The organism is Psychroserpens sp., from assembly GCF_036960315.1.
Classification (GTDB): domain Bacteria; phylum Bacteroidota; class Bacteroidia; order Flavobacteriales; family Flavobacteriaceae; genus Psychroserpens.
The window spans coordinates 22,109-35,615 of sequence record NZ_JBALVR010000007.1 but is presented as its reverse complement, the minus strand read 5'-3'; the positions used below and the strand labels follow the sequence as shown (position 1 = coordinate 35,615).

At 31.1% G+C, this 13,507-nt stretch carries 16 protein-coding genes; 11 read left to right on the top strand and 5 right to left on the bottom strand.

Going from position 1 to position 13,507, the window contains the following annotated elements; translation table 11 throughout:
* Positions 1–2: 2 nt before the first annotated feature.
* The 5 genes from V7719_RS12440 to V7719_RS12420 form a co-directional block, all read right to left on the bottom strand.
* A complete protein-coding gene (locus V7719_RS12440) occupies positions 3–1,088 on the bottom strand; it encodes a site-2 protease family protein (protein WP_335730244.1) in 1,086 nt (361 codons plus the stop codon).
* Positions 1,089–1,096: 8 nt separating this feature from the next.
* Positions 1,097–1,723 carry a WG repeat-containing protein gene (locus V7719_RS12435; protein ID WP_335730243.1) on the bottom strand — a complete coding sequence of 209 codons (627 nt, stop codon included), beginning with the start codon at positions 1,721–1,723 and terminating at the stop codon, positions 1,097–1,099.
* An 87-nt stretch (positions 1,724–1,810) separates the two neighbouring features.
* Positions 1,811–2,107 (bottom strand): thioredoxin, encoded by a 297-nt coding sequence (trxA, locus tag V7719_RS12430; protein ID WP_335730242.1) that lies wholly within the window; start codon positions 2,105–2,107, stop codon positions 1,811–1,813.
* Positions 2,091–2,495 (bottom strand): DUF302 domain-containing protein, encoded by a 405-nt coding sequence (locus V7719_RS12425; RefSeq protein ID WP_335730241.1) that lies wholly within the window; start codon positions 2,493–2,495, stop codon positions 2,091–2,093. Before V7719_RS12425 ends, trxA begins: the two co-directional genes overlap by 17 nt.
* A 2-nt stretch (positions 2,496–2,497) precedes the next feature.
* A complete protein-coding gene (locus V7719_RS12420) occupies positions 2,498–2,908 on the bottom strand; it encodes a hypothetical protein (protein WP_335730240.1) in 411 nt (136 codons plus the stop codon).
* 155 nt (positions 2,909–3,063) lie between these two features.
* Between V7719_RS12420 and V7719_RS12415 the strand changes: the two genes are divergently transcribed.
* From V7719_RS12415 to V7719_RS12365, 11 genes are all read left to right on the top strand, one after another.
* Positions 3,064–4,287 (top strand): PAS domain-containing sensor histidine kinase, encoded by a 1,224-nt coding sequence (locus V7719_RS12415; RefSeq protein WP_335730239.1) that lies wholly within the window; start codon positions 3,064–3,066, stop codon positions 4,285–4,287.
* Positions 4,288–4,372: 85 nt separating this feature from the next.
* The gene (locus V7719_RS12410; protein WP_335730238.1) at positions 4,373–5,413 is read left to right on the top strand and encodes a response regulator; all 1,041 of its coding nucleotides are present in this window, start codon (positions 4,373–4,375) and stop codon (positions 5,411–5,413) included.
* Positions 5,414–5,497: 84 nt separating this feature from the next.
* Positions 5,498–6,340, top strand: coding sequence for a universal stress protein (locus tag V7719_RS12405; RefSeq protein WP_335730237.1), 843 nt, complete (start codon positions 5,498–5,500; stop codon positions 6,338–6,340).
* A 10-nt stretch (positions 6,341–6,350) separates the two neighbouring features.
* Positions 6,351–6,737 (top strand): hypothetical protein, encoded by a 387-nt coding sequence (locus V7719_RS12400; protein ID WP_335730236.1) that lies wholly within the window; start codon positions 6,351–6,353, stop codon positions 6,735–6,737.
* Positions 6,738–7,198: 461 nt separating this feature from the next.
* Positions 7,199–8,047: a universal stress protein gene (locus tag V7719_RS12395; RefSeq protein ID WP_335730235.1), complete on the top strand. Its 849-nt coding sequence runs from the start codon at positions 7,199–7,201 to the stop codon at positions 8,045–8,047.
* A 16-nt stretch (positions 8,048–8,063) separates the two neighbouring features.
* On the top strand, positions 8,064–8,906 hold the full coding sequence (locus V7719_RS12390) for a universal stress protein (protein WP_335730234.1): 843 nt from the start codon (positions 8,064–8,066) through the stop codon (positions 8,904–8,906).
* A 29-nt stretch (positions 8,907–8,935) separates the two neighbouring features.
* Positions 8,936–9,766, top strand: a complete 831-nt coding sequence (locus V7719_RS12385) for a universal stress protein (protein ID WP_335730233.1) — start codon at positions 8,936–8,938, stop codon at positions 9,764–9,766.
* A gap of 66 nt (positions 9,767–9,832) precedes the next feature.
* Entirely contained in the window at positions 9,833–10,687 is an 855-nt protein-coding gene (locus V7719_RS12380; protein ID WP_335730232.1) for a universal stress protein, read from the top strand.
* 14 nt (positions 10,688–10,701) lie between these two features.
* Positions 10,702–11,109: a hypothetical protein gene (locus V7719_RS12375; RefSeq protein ID WP_335730231.1), complete on the top strand. Its 408-nt coding sequence runs from the start codon at positions 10,702–10,704 to the stop codon at positions 11,107–11,109.
* A gap of 79 nt (positions 11,110–11,188) precedes the next feature.
* Positions 11,189–12,040, top strand: coding sequence for an ATP cone domain-containing protein (locus V7719_RS12370; protein WP_335730230.1), 852 nt, complete (start codon positions 11,189–11,191; stop codon positions 12,038–12,040).
* 1 nt (position 12,041) lies between these two features.
* Positions 12,042–13,415, top strand: a complete 1,374-nt coding sequence (locus tag V7719_RS12365; RefSeq protein ID WP_335730229.1) for an MBL fold metallo-hydrolase — start codon at positions 12,042–12,044, stop codon at positions 13,413–13,415.
* The last annotated feature ends 92 nt before the right edge of the window (positions 13,416–13,507 follow it).

Below are 13,507 nucleotides of genomic sequence, written 5' to 3'. Positions count from 1 at the left end.
ATTTAATAGGCTAATTTCAATTGTAATAATATGTATTCATGCAAATTAGTTGCATCAATTGCTCCAACGAATTTTCCATCATTCAGCACTGGAAAAAAATCTTGTTTAACACTATAAATGAGATGGTATGTTTTTTTAAGATTGTCTGTGCTTTTAACAGTCTTAAAAGCTGTATTCATAATCTCTCCTACCAAAACAGTCCTATTGGAGTTCTCTATTATGCTCTTGTGATATAAAACCCCTTTAACAATACCATCTTCAACCACTGCAAAATTATTTTCAGTTCCAGAAATTATTTTATCAACGACGAGATTTATTGGGTCTTCAGGTTTAAATATTGTAATATCGAAAAGCATAGCTTCCTCTGCAGAATGTCCTTTAAGTAATGCTAAATGCTGTACCATTTGATTTTCACCATAAGCTCCTAAAAAAATAAACAAGGCTATAAACACTAAAAATGGATTATAAAGCAATCCTAACAATAAAAATATAACTGCAATAAATTGACCTATGCTCGCTGCTATTTGCGTGGCTTTAACACGATTTATTCTCATAGCCAATAATGCTCGCAACATACGTCCGCCATCCATAGGGAAAGCAGGAATCATATTAAATAGTGCCAGTCCAACATTAACTATAAATAAATAGAATAAAAAATTCTGAAATGTGAAGCTCTTGAATACTTGATATGCCTCACTAAAACTTTGGTCAAATAATTCTTGCACTGGAACAATAAAATAAAGTAAAATAGCTATCAGAATATTAACTATGGGGCCAGCGATGACAACTAAAAACTCTTGTTTTGGAGATTCAGGAATTTTATCTAAACTTGCCATTCCTCCAATAGGAAGTAAGGTTATCTTTTTGGTATTAATTCCAAATCGCTTAGCGGTCAATGCATGGCCTAATTCATGTAATATGACGCAGATAAAAACGGCAACCACAAAAGCTAAATTAAACAAAACACTTTCTGCTGTACCTCCCCTTTTTAGTTCATCAAAAACAATCCAAGCGATTAGAAATAAAAATGTCCAATGGATTTTAATTTTGATTCCAGAGACACTTCCTAAGGTTAAGTTTACTTTCATGACCTAGTCTAATTATTATTCTCGCCATTGATATAAATAACTGTCCACTTTTTATCATTACTCATAACAGCATAAAGGTTCTTAGAAATATACTTGGAAGTAATTATAGGTGGCGCTTTTAAAAAATCTTTATCTAGAAGAACATTAACACGTTTTGAACTCAAATATGTTTTAATATTTCCTTTAGTGTCTATAATCGCTTGCAGATACTTATCATAAACTACTTTTTTACCTAAAGCTTCATTTTTACCCACTTCTACTTTGAACAACTCTAATACAATAGCAAACTCATCATTAAAGTTTGAAGCATTTAAATATTGAGGTTGAATAACCGTATTTCCAATAGTATTTATATAACCAAAATAAGAAATATCATCTCGTTTTTCCGCAATAAGACATCTATCATTCTTAAAAACCGGGTAGTTGGCCTCAGAAAACTCAGTTATCACTAAATCGCTCCTAAAGTCTATAACAACAACTCCCTGCCTATTAATAAAAGCCCATTGACCATCTTTTTTGATAGCCGCTAAGTCATTGTGAAATGGTGAGATATAATCAAGGTTTGCTATAGATTGTGTGAATCCAATAAAAGGAATTAATGCGATGACTAAAACTAAGGTTATTGTTTTTTTCATGATTTCATCATTTTAATGATTAATGCCTTAAAATTAGTTCTGAACGTATTAATATAAAATGATATTCATCATAATGATGATAATATATCAATGTGATTTTATAACATTTATAATCTCATTTTTTTGAAGCACTCCAGATTGTCGCCATACTTGTTTTCCGTTTTTAAATAATAGTAGCGTTGGAACACCACGAACTTGATACTGCGCTGCTAAAGGTTGATTTTTATCCACATCAATTTTTATGATTTTTACGTCATCAACTAGTTCTTCTTTGACTTGCTTTAATATAGGTGCCAACATTTTACAGGGACCACACCAATCCGCGAAAAAGTCCACCAAAACTGGTATTTCTGAATTTATTATGTCACTAAAACTTCTTTTCATTTTCTATACTATTTATAATATTTTCAAGCTTAAGGCTCACCTCTTGAGCTACTGTTTCGAGTGTCTTATTATCTACAGCTTTCATGGACACCATAGGGTTTATAGCTGAAACTTCAATGGTGTTAGGAGCATGTTCTTGTATAATAATATTACAAGGTAACATCGTACCTATCTTATCTTCTGCCTGTAGTGCTTTATAGGCAAATGGTGGATTACATGCACCTAATATCTTGTAGTTTCGAAAGCCAACATTGAGTTTCTTTTGTAAAGTTTGTTGCATGTCAATACACGTGAGTATGCCAAAACCTTCATTTTTTAATAATCTAGTGACTTCAGTCTCTATAGCTTCGAACCCTCCTTTTACGGTCTTTGTAAAATAATAACTCATGTTTATGGTTTTTTTAATTCTATACTCAATTTTGCAAGCATAATTAGTTCAGCTTTGTTGATACCAGAAAATGCATATGCAATTGACGATGCTGTTTTTAAAATTAGGTTTTTGACATCATCAGTAAATAGGTGGCTTTGATCTTTTTTATAGGCTATAAAATCATCATAACATGCTTGAAAATTAAGTTCATCATCACGATTTAGCCAATCAAAAACAACCTCTATTTGATAGGCTGCATCAGTACCAAAGACGTCTTCAATATCATCAATATCTAACCATTGCTTTTTTACAAATACTTTTAATTTATCAAACTCTGTCTCTCTAACGTTTCCGTCTGATGCTGCAATAGCATAGAATAATTTTCCCAGATTTTGGTAAAACACAAGCGTCATTTTCTTTTTAACTGCCATAGTCTTAACTCTTTTAATATTGTAAAATTAGATATATCACTAGACATATAGAATGATATAAATCATTAAAATGACATATAAAGCTTTGCAATAGTAATAGTTATTATCGAATAGGTTTAGCTATCTTTATCTACTTTTAAATCCAAATCTAATACATGTTTCAGAAAGATCAAGACATTTTTAATATCCTTTTAGGATCTGTTTCTGAGGGTGTTATTGTCGTTGACGAAAATCAAAACATTGTTGAAACCAATGATTCCGCTGAAAAGATGTTTGGCTATAATAAAGGTGAGCTTTTAAAACAACCGTTAAATATCTTAATCCCTCAAAACTATCATGCAAATCATGGTAGCCATTTTAAAGGTTTTATGAAACAAAAAGAGCGTCGTAGGATGGGACAAGGACGCGATATTTATGGCGTAAAAAAAGATGGAACTACATTTCCTGTAGAAGCCGGTTTAAATCCTTTTTCTATTTATAAAAAAGATTTTGTTATGGCCTTAGTAATAGATATTTCTGTAAGAAAAGAACAAGAGGAAAAGATCCAAGAACTGAATACCACTTTAGAGGAGAAAGTATTTCACAGAACCAAAGAACTTAATGAAACTGTCGGTCAATTAGAAGTTGAGAACCAAAAACGTATTAAAGCTGAAAAAGAGGCAAAATCAGCCCTTAAAAAAGAGCAAGAATTAAATGAATTAAAAACTAAGTTCTTATCCTTAGTATCACACGAATTCAAAACACCTTTAACTGGCATATTAACGTCGACTATATTATTGGGAAAATATAAATTAACCGAGCAACAGGAAAAACGGGATAGACATCTCAAAATAATTGCTGATAAAGTTCACTACCTAAACAACATTTTAAACGATTTTCTATCTTTAGAAAAACTTGAAAAAGGAAAAATTAATTATAAGTTTAGTAACTTCAAAATAAGTAAAGTTTTAAACGAAGTTGTATACAACGCAAATATGCTTTTAAAAGATGGCCAACAAATTAATTATCCTGAAAATATTGATGATATTTCTCTATTTCAAGATGAAAAAATATTAGAATTAGGCTTATCGAATTTGGTTAATAATGCCATAAAGTATTCTTCAGAACATACTATTATTGATATTGATATCACACAAAAAAAGGACGTAACCATATTTAAAATAAAAGATAATGGGATTGGGATTCCTGAAAAGGATCAAAAAAACATATTCAATCGTTATTTCAGAGCTGAGAATGTTCTACTAACTCAAGGAACAGGTATAGGCTTAAATATAGTAAAAGAACATGTGGGAAATTTAAATGGCAAAATCTATTTTGAAAGTACTGAAAATCAAGGAACTATTTTTACTATTGAACTCCCAAATAAAGCACAATTGTGAAACGAGCATGTTAAAGTGTCATCACTCAAGGGAATGATTGATAGCGAACAGCATATGACCGGTAAAAAACAATAAATTTAAACACATGAAAGAAGTACTTTTAATTGAAGATGATACTGTTTTAAGAGAAAATACTGCCGAGTTATTAGAACTTTCTAACTATAAGGTTATTACGGCTGCTAATGGTCAAATAGGTCTTGAAATGGCAAAGAAAAACAGACCTAATATAATTATTTGCGATATAATGATGCCCGTTCTTGATGGCTATGGTGTGCTCGAAGGTTTATCTAAACAGAATGAAACAAAGTTTATTCCTTTTATTTTCTTATCAGCTAAAACAGAAAGACAAGATGTTAGAAAAGGGATGGATCTAGGTGCAGATGATTATATTACAAAACCCTTTAGTGAAGACGAAATTATTAGCGCTATTGAAAGTAGAATGGCAAAAGCAGCCATTTTGAAAGATGAAAGAGAAAAACATAAAGACAGTTTAGACGAACTGAGAACACTTAATGATTTAAAGAATTTCTTTGATGATAATGGTACACTATTCAACTATAGTAGAAATGAAATCATATACAGTGAAAGGCAAAACTCAAACTATATTTATCTAATCATAAAAGGTATTGTTAAGTGCTATAAATTTGACGAAAAAGGGAAAGAACTCACTACAGCACTTCATAAAGAGGACGATCTATTTGGCTACACTTCATTTACTCAAAACATCCCTTATCAAGAAACCGCAACGGCTATTAAGGATGTAGAAATGGTTGGTGTCTCAAAAAGTAGTCTTAAGGATGTTTTGAGTAAAAACCATAACGTAACATTAGAGCTCATACAGTTACTGACCAATGATCTTACTGGCATAAAAGATCAATTACTACAAATGGCTTATAGTTCCGTTCATAAAAAAACGGCTTCAACAATTATAAAATTTGCTGAAAAACTGAATTCAAAACCAGGCGAGCCAATTAAGATTTCACGTAACGACCTCGCAAGTGTAGCAGGAATAGCCACAGAAACATTGATTAGAACAATGTCAGATTTCAAAAAGAAAGGTTTAATAGAAATGGAAGGTAGAAATATTAAAATTTTAGACCTTGAGCAGTTGCAACTCATCAGTTAATTATCAGCATCTATTTTAACTATGACCAATATCATTTTTTAAAAAGGATGCTTCATTTAGATTTGTTCTTATTGAGAAATTTAAATGATGAATATTTTATTACCTACAGACTTTTCTGAAAACGCTTGGAACGCTACTAAATATGCTATAGACTTATTTGAAAACTACAACTGTAACTTTTATCTACTTCATGTCAATAGATTAGAGAGTATAGCGGTTGGAGAAGCTAGTTATTTCCCTACACAATATGAAATAGAAAAAACCTACAGTTTACCTTCTAAAAAGAAATTAAGACAACTGTTAAAACAAATTAGCGAACAATTCAGCAAAAACAAAAATCATAAATTCTTTTCCTTAACCGACTATAGTTTCTTTATTGAATCTATAAGAAAACATGTTGATGAGAATAAAATTGATATGATTGTAATGGGTACCAAAGGAGTTTCCGGATTAAAAGAACATATCATTGGGAGCAATGCAGGAGATATAATAACAAAAGTAAAATGCACCACCCTAGTTGTTCCAGAAAACGCAACGTATACTTCACTTAATGAAATAGCATTTCCTACAGATTTAACCTTAACCTATGATGTACAAATACTAGAGCCAATTACGACTATCTTGAATGATACAAGTGCCACATTACGTATGCTTCACATCATTCAAAAAAATGAACAATTAGATAAAAGTCAAAAGTCAAAGAAACAATTATTAGAAGATTATTTTGAAGGTTATAAAGTAGATTTTCATTACTTAACGAATAAAAAAGTAGAAGATGCTATTCAATGTTTTGTAGAGAGTCGGGATATAGATATGATAGCTATGGTCGCAAAAAACTTGAACTATTTTCAAAGTATCTTATTTCATTCCAAAGTAGAAAAAATCACCTATCATACTAACGTTCCTTTTTTAGTGTTACATGAATAATTAATCAACTATGGATATTTCAATTTTTTTAGCAAAGTTCTGGGGATGGTATCTCTTAATATTTTTTTTTATTTTAAGCCTCAACCCTAAACGTATAAAACAAATATTTACAGACCTGAATGATGAAAAATTCCTTATCATATCATCATTTTTGGCAATTATAATTGGATTACTTAATATTCAATTTCATAATATTTGGGAATTAAGTTACAAACTCATCATCACAGGCATTGGTTGGGCCTCTTTATTTATAGGTTTGGCATTATTCATAGTTCCTAAACCAACTGTGTCTTGGTTAGCGCTCATTAATGTTAAACTTGTACAAGTTATATACATGCTTCTTTTTTTTACAGGACTCCTTCTACTAAATATTGCCTATGGAGTTCTTATTCTTTAACTAAAAAAGATTAAAACTGATGAATGTCATTTGTAATATCACTGCCACTCATTACATTTAAATGTTATTTAATTATAACGAGGTTGAGGTTGAAGATCCTCAACTAAACAGCTCTTAATCAATTAAAAGAAAGCCAAATAAATTTGGCTTTCTTTTTCTAAAATTTTTTCTTTTTCTAAAACTGACAAATGTCATTGTTTCTGAAGTAGGTAATCATTAAATTTATAGTGTCATTTAACGATGATTATATTATTGAGAGTGGGGATTCTCTATTATTTATAAGAAAGCCAAACGGCTACGTTTGGCTTTCTTGGGTTTTTAAAGTATAAAATTACAAGTTTCACTTAGTCATATTAAAATACAATCTCTGTGACTGTTAATCAGTATTCTATCTGATATATATCATAGGTTTTATGTAATCAACAATTTAATTTTACTAATGAATATTAAAATTAGTGATTATGTTATCCATACTCCTTCCAACCGATTTTTCTGAAAACTCAATGAATGCTATTAAGTATGCCTTAGAGTTCTTTAAATACCAAAAAACTCAATTCTACTTTATGCATGCCTATCAAAATGAATTTTACGACCATGAGGAATTGATTTCACGTGACGTTTTTGAAGACATTCTAGATGGGATTAGAAACGAATCACAAACCAATTTAGAAAACCTATTAAATAAAGTCAAGGAAATAGCTCCAAACCCAAGATTCACATATCACATTATTTCGGCTTACAATACGCTTGTAGAAGAAGCAAATTTAATCGCAGAAGGAAAAAATATAGATTTGATTGTGATGGGCACTAAAGGAAAATCTGATGAACGTCATATTGTATTTGGAAGCCATACGTTTCAGGTTTTAAAATATGTGGAATGTCCAGTTTTAGCAATTCCAGCAAATTATACAAATACACAACCAAAGCATATTTTATTCCCAACCAACTACTTAATTCCTTATAAGCGTAGGGAATTGAAACTATTGTCCGTATTAGCAAAATCATACAGAAGTGTCATAGATGTATTATACATCTCAAAAAGCAGCAAATTGTCAATACGACAAGAGGATAATCAAGTTTTTATCAACGACACATTATGTGATAACGAGGTGAATTTTTGTCAAGAAGACAGCAAAAAAATAGCAGAAACTATTAAAAACTATATAAAAGAAAAAAACATAGACATCATAACCATGGTCAATACCCAACACTCGTTTTTAGAAGATATGTTATTCCCTTCTATAATTGATAAGGTTAGTCTTGGGCTTGAAATACCTCTTTTAGCAATGCAAAACGCAACTCGTAATTGAAAAAACCATAAACATCATGCAACACATTCTATTACCAACAGATTTTTCCGAAAATTCCTGGAATGCGATAACATATGCACTACAATTATATAAAGACCAAAAATGCATTTTTACATTGCTAAACATTTATACACCAGTTATTTATCATTTAGAAGCCACTCAGACAAGTTCTGCACAATTCGCTCTTCAAGATGCCATGAGCGAAGTTTCTACAATTGGATTAGATAACCTTCAAAAAAGGATAGATAAAAAATTCAATAATCCAAATCACACGTTCTCACATATATCTGCATTCAATACACTCACAAATGAAATCAACGAGCTATATAAGGACAAGGTAATAGATATAATTATCATGGGAACCCAAGGCGCCTCTGGCATAAAAGAAATTTTGTTTGGTTCTAATACCATGCACATCATCAATCATGCAAAGTGTCCTGTACTGGCGATTCCTAATAATTTTGATTTCGAAACACCGCATGGAATCTTATTTCCTTCAGATTATAACATCGCTTTTCAGGAAAAACATGTGCAACACACTTTGGATATCGCAAATCAATTCCATGCCAGAATTAATATTTTACATGTATTACACGGTAATAAATTATCCGAAAAACAAGAACTCAATAGGCGAAAATTAGAAGCATACTTCAAAAAAGCGACACTTCTGTTTCATACTATTGAAAATAAAAATATTCCAGAAGCCATAACAGAGTTTCAGTTAAAAGCGCGGATTAACTTATTAGTTATGCTTAATAATAAACACTCATTCTTTGAAAATCTATTCTTTAAATCGAACATCAAGCATATAGGGTTTCACTTAAATATTCCATTTCTAGTCATTCCGTCAAGGACATAAGTTATAAGGGATCATCAAAATCAAATATCATGAAAAAGAGCATACTTCTTCCAACAGATTTTTCAGATAATGCATGGAGTGCTATTATTTACGCTCTAAAATTATACAGTGACATCGAATGTAAGTTCTATTTTCTGAATTCTACAAAAATGAGAATCTCAACCATGTCTAATATTTCAAATAAATTATTGAAGATTTTATCCGATAATGCAATGAAAGAACTCCTAGACTTGAAAGACATGGCGCAAACTTCAAACGGGAATGCAAGTCACGAATTTGAGGTTATTCTAAGCACATTAGACTTGCAAGATGCTATAGATGCTTCAGTTGACACCTATGACATAGATCTCGTTGTTATGGGCACTAGAGGCGCCACAGGTGCAAAAGAATTTTTCTTCGGAAGTAATACTGTTCATATTATAAAAAAAATGAAACGCTGCCCCGTTTTAATTGTGCCTAATGAATTTGATTTTATTGAACCAAAACAAATTGCATTTCCCACAAATTTTAGTCGTTTTTATGGTGATAAAGAATTAAAACCACTAAAGGAAATCGTAGAACTATACGATTCTAAGATTATGCCTGTTTGCATTCTTTCCGAAGAAAAACTTACAGATATTCAAGCGTATAATATGACCATGTTAGAACGCTACTTAGAAAAATATAATACTAGTTTTCATTTCATGCCAAAATATGCAAAAAAGGCAGTTGAAATCAATGATTTCATCGAGTTATTAGAAGTAAATATGCTTGTAATGGTCAATTACAAACACAGCTTTATTGAGAGTATAACTAAGGAACCTATCATTAAAAAAATTGGATTTCATCCATTAGTTCCTTTTTTAGTTATACCAGATTAACAATCTGATATATATCATTTTACACGAGCTAACTGTTATGTATTTTTATGATGTAAAATCATCATCATGAAACATAAAATTTTACTTCCGACAGATTTTTCAAAAAATTCAATGAAAGCTATTACTTATGCCAGAGCATTATACAAAAATGAAAACTGTGATTTTTATTTGCTTAATGTGCTTTCTACACCGAGTAATTTCATGGAAAGTTTACTAAAAATGGAACCTGGAAGTAAATTATATGAAACTGCAAAACTGAATTCTGAAAATGGTTTGTCAAAGGTTTACGATATGATATCCATGAATGATAATGATAACCCCAAACATAATTTTAAAACGATTTCTGTATTTAATAATCCCATAGATGCCATCAAAGATGTTGTCGAACAAAAAGACATAGAAATGATTGTTATGGGCAGCAAGGGAGAAACACACACAAGAACAACAGCCTTTGGCAGTACAGCAATATATGTCATGGAAAAAGTACGCAATTGTCCTGTGATTGTAGTACCTCAAAACGCAAAAGCAACATTACCTAAAGAGATTGTGTTTCCTACAAGTTATAAAACACATTACAAAAGAAGAGAGTTAGTTTACCTAACAGACATTGCTAAAAGATGTGATGCAACAATCATTGTGCTGCATATTTCAGAGGAAAATGAATTAGACAAAAACCAGAAACAAAATAAGCAATTACTAGAAGAAATTTTAGAAGGCACAAACTATAAATTTCATTCTTTACCACATCATTCTGTAATCGCTGCAGTAAACATTTTTGTTGAAAGTAGAGATAGTGATCTTGTAGCTTTTATAAACAAAAAACATGCTTTTTTTGGAAGTGTTTTAACCAACCCAATGGTTAAGGACATTTCATTTCACTTAAATGTCCCAATATTAACAATGCACGATTTAAGAAACTAAAAAAAAGATCTAATATGAAAAATACAGGCATTTGGTTAGATAAAGACAAAGCACTCATTGTAACCATAGAAAATGAAAAAGAAACGTTTCAAACCATTTCATCAAATGTAGAACATCATCATATACATGGCGGCTCTGGAACAAGATTAAAAGGTGGTCCACAAGATGTTGTGCAAGACAGTAAATATCTAGAACGTGAAAAACAACAACTCAGACAGTATTTTAAAGATATCGCAACTAAAATTGGTGATAGTAGTGCATTGGTGATTTTTGGTCCAGCTGGAACAAATGAAAAATTTAGTGACGAATTACATAAAAACTACACCCTTTTGAGTACCAAAATAAAAGGTATAGAAAAGACTGATAGCATGACAGACAATCAAGTAAAAGCATGGGTAAGAGACTTCTTTCAGCCGAATTAAAAACTCGGCGATTTTATTAGTTAGTGAAGTGAAACTGCCAGAATCAAATTGATTATGGCAGTTTTTTTTAAAGACAATTATGGAAATCAAAAATTTAGAAATCACTAAGTCATCTGGAGAAAAAGTAAAATTCTCACTAGATAAGTTACGCTCATCACTAAAAAGAACTGGCGCAAGTGATACGATTGTTGTTCAAATTCTAAATAAGGTTCGTGATGAATTGTATCAAGGCATATCCACAAAAGAGATTTACAATAGAGCATTTGCTTTACTTAAAAAGAATAAAAGTCATCTCGCTTCAAAATACAAACTAAAAAAAGCAATATATGAGCTAGGACCAACAGGCTTTCCTTTTGAACGTTTTGTGAGTGCGATTTTACAATACTCAGGTTATAAAACCGAAGTTGGAAAAGTTTTACAAGGCAAATGTGTATCACATGAAATCGATGTAATTGCCTTTAAAAATAATGAAGCTACTATTATTGAATGCAAATTTCATAGTGAACAAGGTTTAAATTGTAATGTCAAAATACCTTTATATATTAATTCACGATATCAAGATGTAAGAACGAACTGGAATAAAAGCTCAAAAAAGGAAACCACACTTACTCAAGGTTGGGTTGTTACTAACACAAGATTTACTAAAGATGCACTACAATATGGTAATTGCTGTGGTTTATATCTATTAAGCTGGGATTATCCAAAAAAAAATGGTCTAAAAGACAGAATTGATCGATTAGGATTATACCCAATTACTGTATCTACATTACTTACAAATAGAGAAAAACAATTTTTATTGAGTAGAGATATTGTACTCTGCAGAGCATTAATTAATGACAACTTTTATTTAGATCATTTAGGTGTATCAGAAACAAGAAAAGATAAAATTCTCGACGAAATTTCACAATTATGTGATATAAAAAATCATTAATATGGAAAATTTTGTAAGAGTTAGTTTTTTGGGAGCGGCTGGAGTTGTAACTGGTTCAAAATTTCTTATTGAAACTTCAGAAAAAAATATTTTAATCGACTGCGGCATGTTTCAAGGCCTTAAGGAACTTCGCCAATTAAATTGGGAAAACCTTCCTATTGATGTTAGCGCTATAGATGTTGTCCTGCTCACGCATGGCCATTTAGATCACGTAGGCTATTTGCCTCGTTTAATAAAACAAGGATTTAGAGGAAAAATCATAAGCACTGCTCCAACATTAGCAATAGCAGAAATCATATTAAAGGATAGTGCGAAAATCCATGAAGAAGAAGCCGAAAAAGCCAACAAAGAAAAGTATAGTAAACATAATCCTGCGCTACCCTTTTATACGATAAGAGAAGCTGAAAAAACCATAAGACTATTTAATGTAGAAATCGAAGATAATTGGGTTACTCTATCAGAACATATATCATATCGATTCCAGTATAACGGTCATATTATTGGTGCAACATTTATAGAAATTGATATTAATGGCAAACGATTTGTGTTTTCAGGTGATATTGGCAGACGCAATGATTATTTATTGGACGATCCGAAAACTCCAGAATGGGCCGACTTTTTATTTATAGAAAGCACCTATGGCAATAAGTTGCATCCTGATGAGGACATTGAAGCTATTCTAACAACCATCATTAAAGATACCATTTATAAAAAAGGTAATCTTATAATTCCAAGTTTTGCAGTAGAACGCTTACAAACACTTATGTATATTCTCTGGAGTCTTTATAAGAAAAATATAATTCCAAATATTCCAATTTTTATAGATAGTCCAATGGGAAATAATGTCCTAGATGTCTTTAAACGTTTTCCAAAATGGCATAAATTGTCAATGCAAGATTATAATGCGATGTGCAACCATATGAATATCATCAAATCCTATAGAGAAACCTGGGAAACTATAGATGATAACCGATCTAAAATTGTAATTGCCGGAAGTGGTATGGTCACAGGTGGACGCGTACTTACATATCTACAACAACTCATTGATGAACCATCAACTACAGTTTTATTAGTTGGTTATCAGGCCGAAGGCACTCGTGGCAGACAACTACTAGATGGGGTTCATGAAATTCGTTTTTTCGGAAAATACTATCCTGTAAAAGCAAGTATAAAAAGTATTGAAAGTTTGTCTGCTCATGCAGATCAACAGGATTTAATAAATTGGATGAGTCATATTAAAAATAGTCCTGAAAACGTCTATTTAATTCATGGAGAACCTACAGCATTAGATGCTTTTAGAGTAAAAATAGAAACCGTATTTCACTGGAATGTAAATATTCCAAAACTAACTCAGGTAGAAAAAATAATAATTTAAACCAGTTAAAAATAATCTATCAAACTGATATTTATCATTTCAGAAAACACTTTTCAATAGTAAATTAGTGACAGGAAATTAAGTTTAACAAA

What these genes read in the sequence shown, in the direction of transcription:
- V7719_RS12370 (WP_335730230.1), top strand. Translation starts at nt 11,189, where the DNA reads ATGGAAATCAAAAATTTAGAAATCACTAAGTCATCTGGAGAAAAAGTA.
- V7719_RS12415 (WP_335730239.1), top strand. Translation starts at nt 3,064, where the DNA reads ATGTTTCAGAAAGATCAAGACATTTTTAATATCCTTTTAGGATCTGTT.
- trxA (WP_335730242.1), bottom strand. Translation starts at nt 2,107, where the DNA reads ATGAAAAGAAGTTTTAGTGACATAATAAATTCAGAAATACCAGTTTTG.
- V7719_RS12395 (WP_335730235.1), top strand. Translation starts at nt 7,199, where the DNA reads ATGTTATCCATACTCCTTCCAACCGATTTTTCTGAAAACTCAATGAAT.
- V7719_RS12400 (WP_335730236.1), top strand. Translation starts at nt 6,351, where the DNA reads ATGGATATTTCAATTTTTTTAGCAAAGTTCTGGGGATGGTATCTCTTA.
- V7719_RS12420 (WP_335730240.1), bottom strand. Translation starts at nt 2,908, where the DNA reads ATGGCAGTTAAAAAGAAAATGACGCTTGTGTTTTACCAAAATCTGGGA.
- V7719_RS12410 (WP_335730238.1), top strand. Translation starts at nt 4,373, where the DNA reads ATGAAAGAAGTACTTTTAATTGAAGATGATACTGTTTTAAGAGAAAAT.
- V7719_RS12435 (WP_335730243.1), bottom strand. Translation starts at nt 1,723, where the DNA reads ATGAAAAAAACAATAACCTTAGTTTTAGTCATCGCATTAATTCCTTTT.
- V7719_RS12425 (WP_335730241.1), bottom strand. Translation starts at nt 2,495, where the DNA reads ATGAGTTATTATTTTACAAAGACCGTAAAAGGAGGGTTCGAAGCTATA.
- V7719_RS12365 (WP_335730229.1), top strand. Translation starts at nt 12,042, where the DNA reads ATGGAAAATTTTGTAAGAGTTAGTTTTTTGGGAGCGGCTGGAGTTGTA.
- V7719_RS12380 (WP_335730232.1), top strand. Translation starts at nt 9,833, where the DNA reads ATGAAACATAAAATTTTACTTCCGACAGATTTTTCAAAAAATTCAATG.
- V7719_RS12405 (WP_335730237.1), top strand. Translation starts at nt 5,498, where the DNA reads ATGATGAATATTTTATTACCTACAGACTTTTCTGAAAACGCTTGGAAC.
- V7719_RS12385 (WP_335730233.1), top strand. Translation starts at nt 8,936, where the DNA reads ATGAAAAAGAGCATACTTCTTCCAACAGATTTTTCAGATAATGCATGG.
- V7719_RS12440 (WP_335730244.1), bottom strand. Translation starts at nt 1,088, where the DNA reads ATGAAAGTAAACTTAACCTTAGGAAGTGTCTCTGGAATCAAAATTAAA.
- V7719_RS12390 (WP_335730234.1), top strand. Translation starts at nt 8,064, where the DNA reads ATGCAACACATTCTATTACCAACAGATTTTTCCGAAAATTCCTGGAAT.
- V7719_RS12375 (WP_335730231.1), top strand. Translation starts at nt 10,702, where the DNA reads ATGAAAAATACAGGCATTTGGTTAGATAAAGACAAAGCACTCATTGTA.